Genomic DNA, 16,668 nt, shown 5'->3' with positions numbered 1-16,668 from the left:
GCATCCCGGGCACCCTCATGGGGCGCCCGGGATGCCGCTTTTGTCCCCCTGTGTAAATCTGAGCGGACCATCGTGGCTGCTCGGGACGGAGGGGCTCCCCGTGATCCATGGCTTCCGCCCGGCGCACTGGCCGGCCTGTGCCGCACTGGCCGTCGCCGCGCTCGTCCCCGCAGCCGCCGCATGCGCCGCGCCCCGCGCTGCGGCCCCTGGTACCGCCGCGGCCGTCGCGCCGCGTGCCGTCGCACCACGTGCCGCCCCGGTGGATGATCCCGACCCGGAGCTGGCCGGCAGTCCCGCCGGGGTGGGCCGGGAACGGCCGGGGAGGCCCGTCGGCGACCCCGCGAACCCGGAGATGCTGGTGGCCTCCCGCCCGCTGGCCGCACGGCCGCCGCACACCGAGCCGCCTCCACCCGCCCCCCGGGCCACCCCCAGCCCTCCCGAGGCGGTCACCGCACTCGGCACCGGGCCCAACGAGCGGGCGGCCGACCTGGCCGCGCACATACTGCCGCTGGGCACGGGATGCGCCCTGATGGGGATCGGTCTGGGCTACCTGGGCATGCGGCTGCGCCGGGGCATCTGACCCCACGCCGACGCCGGACCCTCGCTCCCGGAATGGTTGCCGAGCGTGAGCATACTCGGTATACATACTCGGTATGTCGATCCGTCACGGGCTTCTCGCCCTGCTGGAACGGGGTCCTCGGTACGGCTCCCAGCTGCGCACCGAGTTCGAATCCCGGACCGGCTCCACCTGGCCGCTCAACGTCGGGCAGGTGTACACCACCCTCGCCCGCCTGGAACGCGACGGTCTCGTCGCCCCCGGCGGCGAGGACTCCGCCGGGCACACCCTCTACGCCATCACCGACGAAGGGCGCGCCGAGCTGCGCGCGTGGTACGAGCGCCCCGTCGACCGCGCCAACCCGCCGCGCGACGAGCTGGCCATCAAGCTCGCCATGGCGGTCGGCGCCCCCGGTGTGGACATCCGCGCCGTCATCCAGTCCCAGCGGCACGCCACGATCAAGGCGATGCAGGACTACACCCGGCTCAAGGCCACCGCGCTCGCCGCGGTCGAGAGCGGGCAGTCCCGCGAACGCGACGACGTGGCCTGGCTGCTGGTGCTGGAACAGCTGATCTTCCAGACCGAGGCCGAGGCCCGCTGGCTCGACCACTGCGAGGCACGGCTCGTCCGGCTCGCCCGGCCGGCCGAGGGGACGGCCGCCGCCGGCGCGACCGAGGCCGACGCCGAGGCCGACGCCGGGGGCGACTGCGCAGGCCCCGCCCCGGCCACCACCGCCCGAGCCCGTACCGCCCGCACGCGGCGGGGCTGAACCACCCTTCAGGGGGGAACCTCCATGCCTGACCAGCGTCATGCCCAGCAACCCGTACTCCAGTTGGACCGGCTCGTCCGCACCCACGGCAGCGGAGCCACCGAGGTGCACGCCCTGCGCGGCATCAACCTCTCCGTCTTCCCCGGCGAACTCGTCGCCGTGATGGGGCCGTCCGGATCCGGCAAGTCCACGCTGCTCACCCTCGCCGGCGGCCTCGACACCCCCACCAGCGGCCGGGTCGTCGTCGAAGGCACCGACATCACCTCGGCGAGCCGCAAGCAGCTGGCCGCGCTGCGCCGCCGCAGCATCGGGTACGTCTTCCAGGACTACAACCTGATCCCGGCCCTCACCGCCGCCGAGAACGTGGCCCTGCCCCTGGAACTCGACGGCACCTCCGCCCGCAAGGGCCGCGCCGCCGCGCTCGCCGCGCTGGAGGAGATGGGCCTGGGCTCGCTCGCCGACCGCTTCCCCGACGAGATGTCCGGCGGCCAGCAGCAGCGCGTGGCCATCGCCCGCGCCCTCGTCGGCGACCGCCGCCTGGTCCTCGCCGACGAGCCCACCGGCGCCCTCGACTCCGAGACCGGCGAATCCGTCCTCGCCCTGCTGCGCTCCCGCTGCGACGCCGGTGCGGCCGGGGTCCTCGTCACGCACGAACCGCGCTTCGCCGCCTGGGCGGACCGCGTCGTCTTCCTGCGCGACGGCAGCGTCGTCGACGAGACCCTGCGCAGCCACGCCGACTCCCTCCTCTCGGGGCAGGCGGCCGGCCAGTGATCTCCTGGTACCACTCCTGGATCGCGGCCATCCGCATAGCCCGCCGCGACGCCTGGCGCTCCAAGGGCCGCAGCATCCTCGTCCTCGCGATGATCGCCCTGCCCATCGTCGGGGTGAGCGCCGCCGACCTGACCGTGCGCAGCGCCCAGCTCTCCGTCGAACAGGACCTCCAGCGCCGCCTCGGCGCCGCCGACGCCGAGCTCCGCCTCTCCGGCATGAACGTGCCGGTCCACCAGTCCCCCGACGGCGAGCGCTCGGCGCCGGTCGGCGGCTACGACTCGTACGAGCCGCCCCCGAAAGAGGACCCCGCGCTGCTGGCGCAGTCGCTCCCGGCCGGCGCCCAGACCGTCAAGGACAGCACCGGGCACGCCAAACTGCGCACCACCCACGGGCTCCTCGACACCGACCTGCGCGAGATCGACACGCACAGCCCACTGGTGAAGGGCCGGTTCACCCTCGACCGGGGGCGGCTGCCCGAGGCGGCCGGCGAGGTCATCGCCACCCAGGCCTTCCTGGAGAAGTCCGGCTACTTCGTCGGCTCCAGCGTCAACCCGCGGGGCACCGACCACGAGTACAAGATCGTCGGCGCCTACGAACTTCCCAGCGCGCTGGGCGCCGTCGAACTCATCGCCCGGCCGGGCACCTTGCTCACCCCGCTCGACAAGGCCCTGCAGGCCGCCGGGGCTCCCGGGGTACGGGCCGACGACAAGTACCTCGTGAAGGTCGGCGGCGCCGATGGTTTCACGTGGAACATGGTTAAGGAGGCCAACGGCAAGGGCGTGCTCGTCGTCTCGCGCGCCGTCCTCCTCCACCCGCCCGCCGACTCCGAAGTGCCGCTGTACGCACAGGAGCCGAAGGACCAGTTCACCTCCGACTCGACCCACGCCGTGGAAATGGCCGTCCTGGCCACCGTCGTCGGACTCGCGATGCTGGAGATCTGCCTGCTCGCCGGACCCGCCTTCGCGGTGGGCGCCCGGCGCTCGCGCCGCCAGCTCGGGCTCGTCGGCGCCAACGGCGGCGACCGCCGGCACATCCGGGCCGTCGTGCTCTCCGGCGGCCTGGTCATCGGCGCGGCCGCCGCGGTCGTCGGCACCGTCATCGGCATCGCCCTCACCGTGGTGCTGCGGCCGCTGCTGGAGGAGTACCTCGGCCTGCGCTGGGGCGGGTTCGAGGCCCGTCCGCTGGAACTCGCCGGCATCGCCCTGCTCGCCGTGGTGACCGGCCTGCTGGCCGCCATCGTCCCCGCCGTCACCGCCTCGCGGCAGACCGTACTGGCCTCGCTCACCGGGCGCCGCGGCGTCCGCCGGGCCAACCGGGTACTGCCCCTGGTCGGCCTGGTCGCCGTCGCGGGCGGCGTCGCCATCGCCCTGTACGGCACGCTCTCCGAGACGGGCTCCCTCGTCGTCGCGGGCGGCAGCGCCCTCGCCGAACTGGGCGTCGTCGCGCTCACCCCGGTGCTGGTCGGCCTCTTCGGACGCATCGGGCGCTGGATGCCGCTGTCGCCGCGGCTCGCGCTGCGCGACGCCGTGCGCAACCGGGGGCGTACGGCGCCCGCCGTCGCCGCGGTCCTGGCCGCCGTGGCCGGCACGGTCGCGGTGGCGACGTACCAGCACAGCAAGGAGGTCCAGGCGCGGCACGAGTACGTCGCCGACCTGCCCCACCTCGCCGGGATGGTCTCGGTCGCCGACAACAGCTCCTACAAGGAGGTGCCGGCCGTACGCGAGGTCCTGTCCAAGGAGTTCCCGCTGTCCGTACGGGCCGACGTGGACCGCCTGGTGGTCGGCAAGCCGGGCTGCGACACCTTCTCGAACGACACCGGCTGCGGGCGCGCCGAGATCGTCGTGCCCAAGGAACAGCGCTGCCCGCTCTACGAGAGCGAGCACGGACCCGCCGACTTCAGCCCCCAGCAGGCCAAGGAGCTGCGCAAGGACTGGCGCTGCGAGGAGAGCCGGTACCAGAACTACGTGGAGAACGACGCGGCCGTCGCCGACGAGAAGCTGCTGACCGCGCTGGCCGTGACCGACCCGGGCGCCGTGGCCGCGCTCCGGTCGGGCCGGCCGGTCTCCTTCGACAAGCGGAACGTGAAGGACGGCGCGGTCACCCTCCGGCTCATCACCGATCCGGACGCGGCCGACAGCGCGCGCGGCAAGGGCCAGGAGAAGCCGGGCGAGGACAAGGTCCTGCCCGTCTACCAGGTGCCGGACGGCGTCAACGGCTGGGGCCTCAAGCTCGTCCTGCCCCCCTCGTCGGCCAAGGCCGCCGGGCTGACGACGGTCCCGTACGGCTCGTACTTCACACTTGACGGCCTGCCGGGCAGCGAGCAGCGCCAGCGGCTGGACGGCACGTTCGACCGGATGGGCGTGGACGCCCAGATCAAGATCGAGCAGGGTTACCAGGGCGAGAACAGCATCGAGGTGCTGGCCCTGACCCTCTTCGCCGGCCTCGTCACCATCGGCGCGGCGGGCATCGCCACCGGGCTCGCCCAGGCCGACGCCGAGGCAGACCTGAAGACGCTGGCCGCGGTCGGCGCTCCTCCGCGGGTCCGCCGGACGCTCAGCGGCTTCCAGTGCGGGGTGATCGCCCTGATGGGCGTCCTCCTGGGCTCGGCGGCCGGCATCCTGCCCGCGGTCGGACTGCGGCTCGTGCAGGCGCGCGAGGCGGAATGGTTCCTCCATCACGCCGTCGAGATGGGCTACGAGCCCTCGGGGACCGAGCTCTACGTGCCGATCGAGGTGCCCTGGGCCACCCTCGGCTCGCTGCTGGTACTCGTCCCGCTGGGCGCGGCGCTGCTGGCGGCCCTGGTCACCCGCTCCAGCGGGGCGCTGGCGCGGCGCGCCGCCGGATAGCGCACACGGAGTGACACGGTGCCTCCGTACAGGGTGGATCACGCCTGTACGGGGGCACACCGTGTGAGAACGAAGGTGTGCGAGAGAATGACGGCATGGAGATGCCGAGGAGTGAACGGTCGCAGGACAGTCCCCCGCACGTCCTGATCGTGGGACAGGACGGGATGACGGTCGGCGGCGCCGATGACGAGTCGCGCGAGGTCCCGGTGACGGAGATGGTCGAACAGCCCGCCAAGGTCATGCGCATCGGAAGCATGATCAAGCAACTCCTGGAAGAGGTACGCGCCGCGCCTCTCGACGAGGCGAGCCGGGTCCGGCTCAAGGACATCCATGCCGCCTCGGTGAAGGAGCTCGAGGACGGCCTGGCCCCGGAGCTCGTCGAGGAACTGGAGCGCCTGTCCCTGCCGTTCACCGAGGAGGCCATCCCCTCCGAGGCGGAACTGCGCATCGCGCAAGCCCAGTTGGTGGGCTGGCTGGAAGGTCTCTTCCACGGCATCCAGACGGCCCTGTTCGCGCAGCAGATGGCGGCGCGGGCCCAGCTGGAACAGATGCGCCGCGCCCTCCCGCCCGGCGCCCCGCACGACGACGACGAGGACGGCGGACACGGCGCCATCCGCTCGGGTCCCTACTTGTAGCCCTCCGCTTCGGCAGGATGAAGGCGGGCCCGGACGCGCCCAGCGCGCTCCGGGCCCGCCTTCGTCGTGCCGACGGCGGCCGAGGCTCCGAGAGGGAACCGAGCGAACGTGAAGACCTTGGAGCGCACCTTCCAGTCGCTCGCGGTGCGCAACTTCAGGCTGTTCGTCCTCGGGCAGGTCCTGTCCGCCACCTGCACCTGGATGATGGTCATCGCCCAGGACTGGCTCGTGCTGGACCTGTCGGGTGACTCGGGGACCGCACTGGGCGTGGTGACGGCGATGCAGTTCACGCCCGTCCTGCTGCTCACGCTGTACGGGGGACGGCTGGCCGACCGGTACGACAAACGGCACCTGCTGGTCCTCGCGAACCTGGCGGCGGCGGTCCTCGCGCTGGCCCTGGGCGCGTGGGTGCTGATCGGGGAGGTGCGCCTGTGGCACATCTGGCTGTTCGCGCTCGCCCTCGGCACCGTGAACTCCGTCGAGGCGCCCACCCGCATCTCCTTCGTCGGCGAGATGGTGGGCGGCGAACTGCTGCCGAACGCGTCGGCGATGAGCGCCGCCTACTTCAACGTCGCACGGGTGGTGGGGCCGGCCGTCGCGGGGCTGCTCATCGCCCGCCTCGGTGTCGGCGCGGTGGTGCTGGTCAACGCCGTCAGCTACCTGGCGACCGTGGTCAGCGTGCTGATGATGCGCCCGGCGGAACTCCACCGGGCCGCCGTACGGCCGCACCGGGCCCGGGTGGTGGACGGGCTGCGCCACATCCGCCGGCGCCCCGACATCATGCTGCCGATCGCCCTGGTGGGCGTGCTCGGCCTGGTCGGCTACACCTTCCAGCTCACCCTGCCCCTGCTGGCCAGGACGGAGTTCCACACGGACCCGACCGCCTTCGGGCTGCTCAGCAGCGCGCTCGCGGCGGGCTCGCTGCTCGCGGCCCTCGTGACCACCGCCCGGCGGGGGCGGCCGACGGCGGCGGTCGTGGCGGGCTCGGCGCTGGCCTTCGGCGCCCTGGAGGCCGTCACGGGCCTCGCCCCGGACCTGCCCGCCGCCTGCGTGCTCCTCGGGCTGACCGGCTTCGCGATGATGTACTTCGCGCAGGCCTCGAACCATCGCGTCCAGCTCGGCTCGGACCCGCTCTACCGGGGCAGGGTGATGGCCCTCTACACCCTGGTCTTCCAGGGCACGACCCCGCTGAGCGCGCTCCTCGCCGGGCGGCTCGCCGAGCACTGGGGCGTCCGCTGGGTGCTCTGCGCGGGCGGTCTGATCTCCCTCGCCGCGGCCGGGGCCGCCCTGGCGGCGGGCCCCTTCATCGCCCGCCTGCCGGCGCCCGAGGAACCCCCGGAACCCTCGTCGCGGCCGGCGGACTTCCGCTCCGGGGGCTGACGGCGGGCAAGTGGGGCTCCCCGGAGGAGACATGGGCGCCGCATACTCTGGGGCATGAGCTACGACGCGATCGTGCTGGCCGGGGGCGCCGCGCGACGTCTCGGCGGGGCCGACAAGCCCGCGCTGAGCGTCGGTGGCCGCGCCCTCCTGGACCGGGTCCTCGACGCCTGCGCGGACGCCGGGACCACCGTCGTGGTCGGCGGGCGCCGGGCGACCGGGCGCCCCGTGCGCTGGGCGCGCGAGGAGCCGCCCGGCGGCGGCCCGGTGGCCGCGCTGGACGCCGGACTGCGGCAGACCACGGCCGAGCTGGTCCTCGTACTCTCCGCCGACCTGCCGTTCCTGGACCGGGACACCGTACGGGCGCTGCTCGACGGTGCCGCGGCCGCCGAAGGGGCCCTGCTGCGGGATCCCGACGGCCGGGACCAGCCGCTGGTCGCCGCCTACCGGGCCGAGTCCCTGCGCCGCGAGATCGCCCTGCTCGCCACCGAACACGGCCGGCTGACGGGGCTCCCGCTGCGCAGCCTCACCGCCGAACTGGACCTCGCCCGCGTCGAGGGGAGGCCGCTCGCCTCCTTCGACTGCGACACCTGGGACGATCTCGCCTCCGCCCGAGCCCGGATCAGGGAGCATGGAACCGTGCTGGACCAATGGATCACCGCCGTCAAGAACGAGCTGGGCATCGACCTCCCCGTCGACGTCAAGGCCCTGCTCGACCTCGCCCGCGACGCCGCCCACGGCGTCGACCGGCCCGCCGCCCCCCTGACCACCTTCCTGGTCGGCTACGCCGCCGCGCGGGCCGAGGCCGCCGGGGCCGACCCCGCCCAGGCCGTGGCCGAGGCCTCCCGCAAGGCCGCCGACCTGGCGCTGCGCTGGGCCGCCGAGGCGGAGGCCGATGCCGCCGACCCCCGACAGAACGGCTCCGGATGACCCCCACCGATGCCGAACGCGCCCTGGACCAGTCCCTGGCCGGGGCCACCGGTGCCTCCCCCACCACCCCCGGTCCGGCCCCGGCCGGCGCCGAGGGCTCCCCCTCCGTAACGCCGCAGACCACGGCCGAGCAGGCCCTCGAGGAGGCCCTGGCCCTCGTCAGCCGGCCCCCCAGGGGCGGCGGAACCGGCGGCCACCGCGCCTGCGCCTGGCCCCGGGCCCGGGACGCGGCCGTCCACTCCGGCGCCGGGGCGCGGCCCCGCACCCATCGGGTCCCGCTCGCGGACGCCCTCGGCGAGGTGCTGGCCGCGCCCCTGGACGCCCTGACCGACCTGCCGTCCTTCGACACCTCCGCCATGGACGGCTGGGCCGTCGCCGGCCCCGGCCCGTGGTCCGTCCGCGCGGGCGGCGGGGTACTGGCCGGCTCCGACCGGCCCGCGGCCCTCGCGGACGGCGAGGCCGTTCGGATCGCCACCGGTGCCCGGATCCCCGCCGACACCACCGCCGTCATCCGCAGCGAGCACTGCCGCGAGAGCGGCACCCAGCTCTTCGCCGACCGGCCCGTCCTCACCGGCCAGGACATCCGCCCGCGCGGCCAGGAGTGCCGCTCCGGCGACCTGCTGCTACCCGCCGGGTCCCTGGTCACCCCGGCCGTCCTCGGCCTCGCCGCGGCCGCCGGGTACGACGAGCTGACCACCCGCCCGCGGCCCCGCGTGGAGATCCTGGTCCTCGGCGACGAACTGCTGACGGAGGGCCGCCCGTACGACGGCCTGATCCGTGACGCGCTGAGCCCGATGCTCGGCCCCTGGCTCACCCGCCTCGGCGCCGAGGTCATCGCCACCCGGCGGCTGGGGGACGACCAGGCCGGGGCCGAGGCCCTCTTCCGGGCCGTCACCACCTCCGCCGCCGATGTCGTCGTCACCACCGGCGGCACCGCCTCCGGGCCCGTCGACCACGTCCACCCCGTACTGGCACGGGCCGGCGCCGACATCCTCGTCGACGGGGTGGCCGTACGGCCCGGGCATCCGATGCTGCTGGCCCGGATCGGCGACCGCGCCGAGGGACGGCACCTGGTCGGGCTCCCCGGGAACCCGCTCGCCGCCGTCTCCGGCCTGCTGACCCTCGCCGAACCGCTGCTGCGCTCCCTCGCCGGGCGCCGGCGGCGGCCCCGCTACACCGCCACCGTGCAGGACGAGGTGCCCGGCCACCCGCACGACACCCGGCTGGTGCCGGTGCTGCTGAGCGGCGACCACGCGGTGCCCCTGCGCTACAACGGGCCGGCGATGCTGCGCGGCGTGGCCGCCGCCGACGCGCTGGCCGTCGTACCGCCCCGCGGGGCACGGGCCGGGCAGGACCTGGAGATCCTCGATCTGCCGTGGGCCTCCGGAGGATGTTTCACGTGAAACTTCACGGCCAGGACGCCATGGCCCGCGGCGCGGACGAGAAGCTCGTCTCCCGGCGCATCAAACTGCCCAAGCGGGTCGTCGAACAGCCGCTGCGCCAGGTCTCCCGGCGCCTGCTGATGGCCCTGTTCGTGCTCTGCCTCACGGTCCTGATCGTGTGGCTCGACCGCGAGGGCTACCACGACAACGCCAACAACCGGGTCGACTTCCTCGACTGCGTCTACTACGCCACCGTGACGCTGTCGACGACGGGATACGGCGACATCGTCCCGTACAGCGACAGCGCCCGGCTCGTGAACATCCTTTTGATCACGCCGCTGCGCGTGCTGTTCCTGATCATCCTCGTCGGGACCACCTTGGAGGTCCTCACGGAACGGACCCGGGAGGAGTGGCGGCTGAACCGCTGGAGGAAGAACTTGCGTGAGCACACGGTCGTCGTGGGCTTCGGCACCAAGGGCCGCTCGGCCCTCCAGACGCTGCTGGCCACCGGCCTCCCCAGGGACCAGGTCGTGGTCGTGGACCCCAGCGCCAAAGTCGTCGACGCGGCGAACGCGGAGGGCTTCACGGGAGTGGTCGGCGATGCCACCCGCTCCGACGTGCTGCTCCGCGCCGAGCTGCAGAGGGCCCGTCAGATCATCATCGCCACCCAGCGGGACGACACGGCGGTCCTGGTCACGCTGACGGCCCGGCAGCTCAACCGGGGGGCGAAGATCGTCGCAGCGGTGCGCGAGGAGGAGAACGCCCCGCTGCTGCGCCAGTCCGGCGCGGACGCGGTCATCACCAGCGCGAGCGCGGCCGGCCGGCTGCTGGGCCTGTCGGTCCTGAGCCCGAGCGCGGGCACCGTGATGGAGGACCTGATCCAGCAGGGCAGCGGCCTCGACATCATCGAACGCCCCGTCAACCGGGCCGAGGCGGGCAAGTCGGTCCGCGACACGGAGGACCTGGTGGTGAGCGTGCTGCGCGGACACCGGCTGCTGCCGTACGACGACCCGCACGCGAGCCCCCTCCAGCTGACGGACCGTCTTATCACCATCGTCCGCGCCGCACCGCCGTCCTCCCCGCCGGTGACCCTGGGCCCCGCCGAGTAGGTGCTGTCGCGGCCCGGCCGGTTGGCGTAGCCTCCGGGCCATGCATGCGATCACCATCGAGCAGCCCGGCGGGCCCGAGGCCCTGGTCTGGACCGACGCACCCGATCCGGTGGCGGGCGACGGCGAGGTCCTCGTCGAGGTCGCGGCGAGCGCCGTGAACCGGGCCGACCTCCTCCAGCGGCAGGGGTTCTACGACCCCCCGCCCGGTGCCTCGCGCCACCCCGGCCTGGAGTGCTCCGGGCGGATCGCCGCGATCGGGCCGGGGGTGTCCGGCTGGTCGGTGGGTGACGAGGTGTGCGCCCTGCTGAGCGGCGGCGGGTACGCGCAGAAGGTGGCCGTCCCGGTCGGCCAGCTGCTGCCGGTGCCGGCGGGCGTGGACCTGGTGACGGCGGCCGCGCTGCCCGAGGTGGTCACGACGGTGTGGTCGAACGTGTTCATGGTGGCCGGGCTGCGGCCCGGCGAGACCCTGCTGGTGCACGGCGGGTCCAGCGGCATCGGAACGATGGCGATCCAGCTGGCGAAGGCGGTGGGCGCGACGGTCGCGGTGACGGCCGGGGGCCCGGAGAAGCTCGCGCGCTGCAAGGAGCTGGGCGCCGACATCCTGATCGACTACCGCGAACAGGACTTCGTGGCGGAGCTGAAGGAGGCGACGGGCGGGGCCGGGGCGGACGTGATCCTGGACATCATGGGCGCCAAGTACCTCTCCCGGAACGTGGACGCCCTCGCCGTGAACGGCCGGCTCGCGGTGATCGGGCTCCAGGGCGGGGTGAAGGCCGAGCTGAACCTCGGCGCGCTGCTCGCGAAGCGGGCGGCGATCACGGCCACCACCCTGCGGGCCCGGCCGCTGGAGGAGAAGGCGGCCATCGTGGCAGCCGTACGGGAGCACGTGTGGCCGCTGGTGGCTGCGGGGCGTGTGCGGCCGGTGGTGCACGCGACGTTCCCGATGGCGGAGGCGGCGGAGGCGCACCGGGTGATGGAGTCGAGCAGCCACGTGGGCAAGCTGCTGCTCACGGTCTGAGCGCGGCGGCCACGAGCCCTTCGAGGGCGTCGCGGCCGACTTCCCCGGCACCGGCCAGCAGGTGGTCGAGGATCAGTCCGTCCACGCAGGCGAGCAGGGTGTGGGTGCGGGCGTCCGGATCACCGCCGGCGCCGTGCGCGGCCAGGAAGGCCCGTACGAGGTCCCGGCCCGCGTTCTCGCGCGGGACCAGGATCTCGCGGAGCTCCGGGTCCCGGACGCTCTCGACGGCGCAGGTGTAGCGGGCGAGGGAGCGGCGCCGCCCCTCCCCCGTAAGCCGCTCCCGGGCCAGGGCGGCGAAGCCGTCGACGAGCTCGGCCGCGGAACGCGGTGGCGCGATGGCGGCTGCGGCGGCCTGCAGTTCGGCCTGGTCCCGCGCCACGAGGCGGCGTACGAGGGCGGTCAGCAGGGCCGCCCGCGTGCGGAAGTAGGCCGAGGTGGTGCCGGGCGGCAGACCGGCGGCCCGGTCCACGGCGCGGTGGGTCAGCCCGCGCATGCCGGTGTCGGCCAGGACTTCGATGGCCGCGTCGGCCAGGACGGTTCGCCGTTGTTCGCTCACCCCCCATTTCTACACCTGTAGAAGCCGCGGGGTACGCTGCACCCCAGGGCTTCTACACCTGTAGAAAAGGGAGGCGTCTGATGGGCGGCAGGGCCGTGGTGGTCGGCGGGGGCATCGGCGGGCTGGCGGCCGCGATCGGACTGCACCGCACGGGATGGGAGGTGACCGTCCTGGAGCGGGCCGCCGCCCTGGACGACGCCGGCGCCGGGATCTCCCTGGCCGCCAACGGGATCCGCGCCCTGGACGCGCTGGGCGTGGGCAGGGCCGTACGGGACGCCGCGCACCGGCAGTACACGGGCGGGACCCGCACCCCCGACGGCTCCTGGCTCGCCCGGATGGACGGCGCGGCACTCGAACGCGCCGTCGGCATCCCGATGACCGGCATCCCGCGGGCGGAGCTGCACCGGCTGCTGCGGGAGGCACTGCCGGCGTCCTGCCTGCGGACCGGGGTCGGTGCGCTGTCCGCCGGGGACGCCGCCGACCTGCTGGTGGCCGCCGACGGGGTGCGCAGCGGGATCCGGGCGGAGCTCTTCCCCCAGCACCCCGGGCCGGTCCACAGCGGCTCCACCGTGCTGCGCGCGATCACCGCCGAACCGGTGGTCCTGGACACCGACTTCGAGCTGACGTGGGGGCCGGGGGCGGAGTTCGGCCACATCGCCTTCGCCGACGGGCGGGCGGAATGGCACGCGGTGCTGGCCTCCCCGCCGGGGGTCCGTCACGCGGACGCCCTGTCCTTCCTCCGGGCCCGCTTCGGGGCGTGGCACCACCCCGTCCCGGCACTGCTGGCGGCGACCCGCCCCGAGGACGTCCTGCACCACGACACGTACGAGCTGGTGACGCCCGTGCCGTCGTACGCGGTGGGGCGGGTGGCGCTGCTGGGCGATGCGGCGCACGCGATGACCCCGAACCTGGGGCAAGGGGCCTGCCAGGCGCTGGAGGACGCGGTGGTGCTGGCCGCGGAACTGGCCGCGGGGCCGTCGGTGGAGGCCGCGCTGTCCCGCTACGACGCCGTGCGCCGGCCGCGGGCATCGGGCGTGGCCCGCGCGGCCCGCCGGGCCGGCCGCCTGGGCCACCGGCTGTCCCACCCCGCGGCGGTGGCGGCGCGCAACGCCGCCCTGCGCCTCGCCCCTTCCGGGGCCACCATCCGCGCTCTCCTCACCCACGCGTCCTGGACCCCGCCTCCACTCCCCTGACGGGGGCGGGGAGGCGTACCGCCGCCCGCTACAGGGTGCGCAGGAGGACCGCCGGGGATTCCACGCAGTCGGCCACGTACCGCAGGAAGCCGCCCGCCGTGCCGCCGTCGCAGACCCGGTGGTCGAACGTCAGCGACAGCTGGACGACCTGGCGGACCGCCAGCTCGCCCCCGTGCACCCACGGCTTCGGCATGATCCGGCCCACGCCGAGCATCGCCGCCTCCGGGTGGTTGATGATCGGCGTGGAGCCGTCGACCCCGAAGACCCCGTAGTTGTTCAGCGTGAACGTGCCGCCGGTGAGGTCGGACGGGGCCAGCTTCCCGGCCCGGGCGAGCTCGGTCAGGCGGGCGAACTCCGCCGACAGGGACTCCGGGTTGCGGGTATGGGCGTCGCGGACCACCGGGACCATCAGGCCCCGGTCGGTCTGCGCCGCGAAGCCCAGGTGGACGCCGGGCAGCCGGACGATCTCGCCCGCCGCCAGGTCCACCGTGGAGTTGAGCTCCGGGTACCGCGCCAGCGCCGCCGTGCAGATCCGCGCCAGCAGCGCGAGCACCGAGATCTTGGGCCCGCCCACGGCGTTCATCGCGGCCCGAGCCGCCATCAGCTCGGTGGCGTCCGCGTCGACCCAGCAGGTGGCGTCCGGGATCTCCCGACGGCTGCGCGACAGCTTCTCGGCGACCGCGCCCCGGACCCCCTTCAGCGGAATCCGCTCCCCCTGTGGAGCCGGAGCAGCCGGCCCCTGCGCCGCCGCCGGCTCCGGTGCCCGCAGTGCCGCCTCCACATCGGCGCGCAGGATCAGGCCCTCGGGCCCCGACCCCCGCAGCGCACGCAGATCGAGCCCGTTGTCCTTGGCCAGCTTGCGCACCAGCGGCGAGATCACCGCGACGGGCCCGCCGCCCGCGACCGGCGGGGCCGGGGCGGCAGGGACCACCGGTGGAGCCGCCACGGCCGGGACCACCGGCGCCGCGATCCCGGCGGTGACGGGTCGCACCCGTCGCCGACGCGCCGAGCGCGAGTGGTCCGAGCCGTAACCGATCAGCGGCCGGGGCTCCTTCGCGGAGCCCGGGGACTCCGCCTCCGGGGCGGCCTCCGCGGCCGGCAGGGCCGCCGCTCCCACCGCCACGGTGATCAGCGGAGCGCCGACGGGCAGCTCCTGCCCCTCCTCGCCGAAACGGGCGGTGACCACGCCGCCGTACGGGCAGGGCACCTCCACCATCGCCTTGGCCGTCTCGACCTCGACGACCGGCTGGTCGACGGCGACGACATCGCCGACCGCCACCAGCCAGCGCACGATCTCGGCCTCGGTCAGGCCCTCCCCGAGGTCGGGGAGCTTGAACTCCATTACCTGCGGCATCAGTTCTCCCACTGCAGGCGGGCCACGGTGTCCAGGATCCGGTCCACTCCCGGCAGGTGGTGCTTCTCCAGCATCGGCGGCGGATAGGGGATGTCGAAGCCCGTGACCCGCAGCACCGGCGCCTCCAGGTGGTGGAAGCACCGCTCCGTGACGCGAGCGGCGATCTCCGCGCCCGGCCCGCCGAAGCCGCCGGCCTCGTGGACGACCACCGCACGCCCGGTGCGGCGTACGGACTCCACGACCGTGTCCTCGTCGAAGGGGACCAGCGAACGCAGGTCGACGACCTCGAGCTCCCAGCCCTCGGCGCGGGCCGCCTCGGCCGCCTCCAGGCAGACCGGCAGCGAGGGCCCGTAGGTGATCAGCGTCGCGCTGGTGCCCGTACGGCGGACCAGGGCCTTGCCGATGCCGGGGACGGCGGCGGGGGCCGCCGGGTTCCAGTCCGCCTTCGACCAGTAGAGGCGCTTCGGCTCCAGGAAGACCACCGGGTCGTCGCTCGCGATGGACGCGCGCAGCAGCCCGTACGCGTCCTCGACCGTCGCCGGGGTCACCACGTGCAGGCCGGGCGTCGCCACGTAGTACGCCTCGGAGGAGTCGCAGTGGTGCTCCACCCCGCCGATCCCGCCGCCGTAGGGCACCCGGATGGTGATCGGCAGCGGCATCGCGCCGCGCGTGCGGTTGCGCATCTTCGCGACGTGTGAGATCAGCTGCTCGAAGGCCGGGTACGCGAACGCGTCGAACTGCATCTCGACCACGGGCCGCAGCCCGTACATGGCCATGCCGACCGCCGCGCCGAGGATCCCTGCCTCAGCGAGCGGGGTGTCCGTGCACCGGTCCTCGCCGAACTCCTTGGCGAGGCCGTCCGTGATCCGGAAGACACCGCCCAGCGTCCCGACGTCCTCGCCCATGACGTGGACCGTCGGGTCCTCCGCCATCGCGTCGCGCATCGCCCGGGTCAGGGCCTGCGCCATCGTCGCCGGCTTGACCCCCGGCTTCGCGGACTTCGCCGCCACGGTCGTCACTCCTGCTCCTCGGCTTCCAGTTCGGCGCGCAGCATGGCCGCCTGCTCGCGCAGCCGGCCGGTCTGCTCCGCGTAGACGTGCGCGAAGAGGTCCATCGGGTCCACCACCGGATCCGCGTTCATGCCCTCGCGGAGCGCCGCCGCCATCGTCTCGGCATCGTCGCGCGCCTCCTGGATGCCCGCCTCGTCGAGGATCCCGCGCGCGGTCAGCTCGCGCTCCAGGAGCTCCACCGGGTCGTGCGCCTTCCAGGCCTCGACCTCGGCGTCGCCGCGGTAGCGGGTGGCGTCGTCGGCGTTCGTGTGGGCCTCCATCCGGTACGTGACGGCCTCGATCAGGGTCGGGCCGCCGCCGGCCCGGGCCCGCCGGACCGCCTCGGTCAGCACCTCGTGCATCGCGGCGATGTCGTTGCCGTCGACCAGCCGGCCGGGCATGCCGTAGCCGACGGCCTTGTGGGCCAGGGTCGGGGCGGCGGTCTGCTTGGCCAGCGGGACGGAGATCGCGAAGCCGTTGTTCTGGACGAGGAAGACCACCGGGGCCTGCCACACGGCGGCGAAGTTCAGCGCCTCGTGGAAGTCGCCCTCGCTGGTGCCGCCGTCGCCGACCATGGCCAGGGCCACGACGTCGTCGCCGCGCAGGCGGGCCGCGTGTGCCAGGCCCACCGCGTGCGGCAGCTGGGTGGCGAGGGGGGTGGACAGCGGGGCTATCCGGTGTTCGCGGGGGTCGTAGCCGGTGTGCCAGTCGCCGCGCAGCAGCGTCAGCGCCTGTACGGGGTCCAGCCCGCGGGCGACGGCCGCCAGGGTGTCGCGGTAGCTCGGGAAGAGCCAGTCCTGGTCCTCGAGGACCAGCGCGGCCGCGATCTCGCAGGCCTCCTGGCCCACGGTGGAGGGGTAGACGGCGAGCCTGCCCTGCCGCGTCAGTGCCGTGGCCTGGGCGTTGTAGCGGCGGCCGCGCACCAGCTCGGCGTAGCAGCGGCGCATCAGCGCCGGGTCGAGCCGGTCTGCTCCCGGCGTACCGAGGACCCGGTAGGGCTCGGCGTCCGGGAGCAGCGGGGCGGCATCCGTACGGGGCCTCCAGGCGGGCGGCGGGGTGGGTCGGTGGGACGCACCGGCACCGGGCAGCTCTTGGACCGTCATGGCGGCGTACACCTCCTCGT

General features: G+C 74.4%; 15 protein-coding genes. 11 read left to right on the top strand and 4 right to left on the bottom strand.

Annotation, left to right across the window (positions count from 1 at the left end; all coding sequences use genetic code 11):
• The first annotated feature begins 100 nt into the window (after positions 1-100).
• The 10 genes from ACIP5M_RS03155 to ACIP5M_RS03110 all read left to right on the top strand — a co-directional run bounded on the left by ACIP5M_RS03155 (position 101) and on the right by ACIP5M_RS03110 (position 11,393).
• Complete coding sequence (locus ACIP5M_RS03155) at positions 101-580, top strand: hypothetical protein (protein WP_401191196.1); 480 nt, start codon at positions 101-103, stop codon at positions 578-580.
• A gap of 73 nt (positions 581-653) precedes the next feature.
• Positions 654-1,325, top strand: a complete 672-nt coding sequence (locus ACIP5M_RS03150) for a PadR family transcriptional regulator (RefSeq protein WP_401191194.1) — start codon at positions 654-656, stop codon at positions 1,323-1,325.
• Between the two features lie 24 nt (positions 1,326-1,349).
• Positions 1,350-2,096, top strand: coding sequence for an ABC transporter ATP-binding protein (locus ACIP5M_RS03145; RefSeq protein ID WP_401191192.1), 747 nt, complete (start codon positions 1,350-1,352; stop codon positions 2,094-2,096).
• Complete coding sequence (locus ACIP5M_RS03140) at positions 2,093-4,942, top strand: FtsX-like permease family protein (RefSeq protein WP_401191190.1); 2,850 nt, start codon at positions 2,093-2,095, stop codon at positions 4,940-4,942. Before ACIP5M_RS03145 ends, ACIP5M_RS03140 begins: the two co-directional genes overlap by 4 nt.
• Positions 4,943-5,037: 95 nt before the next feature.
• Positions 5,038-5,577 carry a bacterial proteasome activator family protein gene (locus ACIP5M_RS03135; RefSeq protein WP_401191188.1) on the top strand — a complete coding sequence of 180 codons (540 nt, stop codon included), beginning with the start codon at positions 5,038-5,040 and terminating at the stop codon, positions 5,575-5,577.
• Between the two features lie 108 nt (positions 5,578-5,685).
• Positions 5,686-6,957, top strand: coding sequence for an MFS transporter (locus tag ACIP5M_RS03130; protein ID WP_401191186.1), 1,272 nt, complete (start codon positions 5,686-5,688; stop codon positions 6,955-6,957).
• 54 nt (positions 6,958-7,011) lie between these two features.
• Positions 7,012-7,884, top strand: coding sequence for an NTP transferase domain-containing protein (locus ACIP5M_RS03125; protein WP_401191184.1), 873 nt, complete (start codon positions 7,012-7,014; stop codon positions 7,882-7,884).
• Positions 7,881-9,287 (top strand): molybdopterin molybdotransferase MoeA, encoded by a 1,407-nt coding sequence (locus tag ACIP5M_RS03120; protein ID WP_401191183.1) that lies wholly within the window; start codon positions 7,881-7,883, stop codon positions 9,285-9,287. Before ACIP5M_RS03125 ends, ACIP5M_RS03120 begins: the two co-directional genes overlap by 4 nt.
• Complete coding sequence (locus tag ACIP5M_RS03115; RefSeq protein ID WP_401191181.1) at positions 9,275-10,375, top strand: potassium channel family protein; 1,101 nt, start codon at positions 9,275-9,277, stop codon at positions 10,373-10,375. The genes ACIP5M_RS03120 and ACIP5M_RS03115 overlap by 13 nt, the downstream gene beginning before the upstream one ends.
• 40 nt (positions 10,376-10,415) lie before the next feature.
• Positions 10,416-11,393, top strand: a complete 978-nt coding sequence (locus ACIP5M_RS03110) for an NAD(P)H-quinone oxidoreductase (protein WP_401191179.1) — start codon at positions 10,416-10,418, stop codon at positions 11,391-11,393.
• Here the strand turns inward: ACIP5M_RS03110 and ACIP5M_RS03105 are convergent.
• Positions 11,383-11,949 carry a TetR/AcrR family transcriptional regulator gene (locus tag ACIP5M_RS03105; RefSeq protein WP_401191178.1) on the bottom strand — a complete coding sequence of 189 codons (567 nt, stop codon included), beginning with the start codon at positions 11,947-11,949 and terminating at the stop codon, positions 11,383-11,385. The two genes, ACIP5M_RS03110 and ACIP5M_RS03105, sit on opposite strands and share 11 nt — an antisense overlap.
• A gap of 80 nt (positions 11,950-12,029) precedes the next feature.
• Here ACIP5M_RS03105 and ACIP5M_RS03100 point away from each other — a divergent pair, with 80 nt between their 5' ends.
• The gene (locus ACIP5M_RS03100) at positions 12,030-13,142 is read left to right on the top strand and encodes an FAD-dependent monooxygenase (RefSeq protein WP_401191176.1); all 1,113 of its coding nucleotides are present in this window, start codon (positions 12,030-12,032) and stop codon (positions 13,140-13,142) included.
• Positions 13,143-13,170: 28 nt separating this feature from the next.
• On the opposite strand, the gene ACIP5M_RS03095 is transcribed toward ACIP5M_RS03100, so the two are convergent.
• Genes ACIP5M_RS03095 through pdhA form a run of 3 tightly spaced genes read right to left on the bottom strand, consistent with a single transcriptional unit; the run spans position 13,171 to position 16,648 of the window.
• Positions 13,171-14,496, bottom strand: a complete 1,326-nt coding sequence (locus tag ACIP5M_RS03095) for a dihydrolipoamide acetyltransferase family protein (protein ID WP_401191174.1) — start codon at positions 14,494-14,496, stop codon at positions 13,171-13,173.
• Complete coding sequence (locus ACIP5M_RS03090; protein WP_215014581.1) at positions 14,496-15,464, bottom strand: alpha-ketoacid dehydrogenase subunit beta; 969 nt, start codon at positions 15,462-15,464, stop codon at positions 14,496-14,498. The genes ACIP5M_RS03095 and ACIP5M_RS03090 overlap by 1 nt, the downstream gene beginning before the upstream one ends.
• Before the next feature lie 47 nt (positions 15,465-15,511).
• On the bottom strand, positions 15,512-16,648 hold the full coding sequence (pdhA, locus tag ACIP5M_RS03085) for a pyruvate dehydrogenase (acetyl-transferring) E1 component subunit alpha (protein WP_401191172.1): 1,137 nt from the start codon (positions 16,646-16,648) through the stop codon (positions 15,512-15,514).
• Positions 16,649-16,668 lie beyond the last annotated feature (20 nt).

The organism is Streptomyces sp. NPDC088762, from assembly GCF_044750905.1.
GTDB lineage: Bacteria > Actinomycetota > Actinomycetes > Streptomycetales > Streptomycetaceae > Streptomyces.
The sequence above is the reverse complement of the archived record's forward strand: the minus strand, read 5'-3'. Positions and strand labels throughout refer to the sequence as shown.

Bases quoted from the DNA above. Each gene is read 5' to 3' on its own strand.
- ACIP5M_RS03150 (WP_401191194.1), top strand. From the start codon at position 654: ATGTCGATCCGTCACGGGCTTCTCGCCCTGCTGGAACGGGGTCCTCGG.
- ACIP5M_RS03145 (WP_401191192.1), top strand. From the start codon at position 1,350: ATGCCTGACCAGCGTCATGCCCAGCAACCCGTACTCCAGTTGGACCGG.
- ACIP5M_RS03135 (WP_401191188.1), top strand. From the start codon at position 5,038: ATGGAGATGCCGAGGAGTGAACGGTCGCAGGACAGTCCCCCGCACGTC.
- ACIP5M_RS03125 (WP_401191184.1), top strand. From the start codon at position 7,012: ATGAGCTACGACGCGATCGTGCTGGCCGGGGGCGCCGCGCGACGTCTC.
- ACIP5M_RS03120 (WP_401191183.1), top strand. From the start codon at position 7,881: ATGACCCCCACCGATGCCGAACGCGCCCTGGACCAGTCCCTGGCCGGG.
- ACIP5M_RS03115 (WP_401191181.1), top strand. From the start codon at position 9,275: ATGTTTCACGTGAAACTTCACGGCCAGGACGCCATGGCCCGCGGCGCG.
- ACIP5M_RS03110 (WP_401191179.1), top strand. From the start codon at position 10,416: ATGCATGCGATCACCATCGAGCAGCCCGGCGGGCCCGAGGCCCTGGTC.
- ACIP5M_RS03100 (WP_401191176.1), top strand. From the start codon at position 12,030: ATGGGCGGCAGGGCCGTGGTGGTCGGCGGGGGCATCGGCGGGCTGGCG.
- ACIP5M_RS03095 (WP_401191174.1), bottom strand. From the start codon at position 14,496: ATGCCGCAGGTAATGGAGTTCAAGCTCCCCGACCTCGGGGAGGGCCTG.
- ACIP5M_RS03090 (WP_215014581.1), bottom strand. From the start codon at position 15,464: ATGGCGCAGGCCCTGACCCGGGCGATGCGCGACGCGATGGCGGAGGAC.
- pdhA (WP_401191172.1), bottom strand. From the start codon at position 16,648: ATGACGGTCCAAGAGCTGCCCGGTGCCGGTGCGTCCCACCGACCCACC.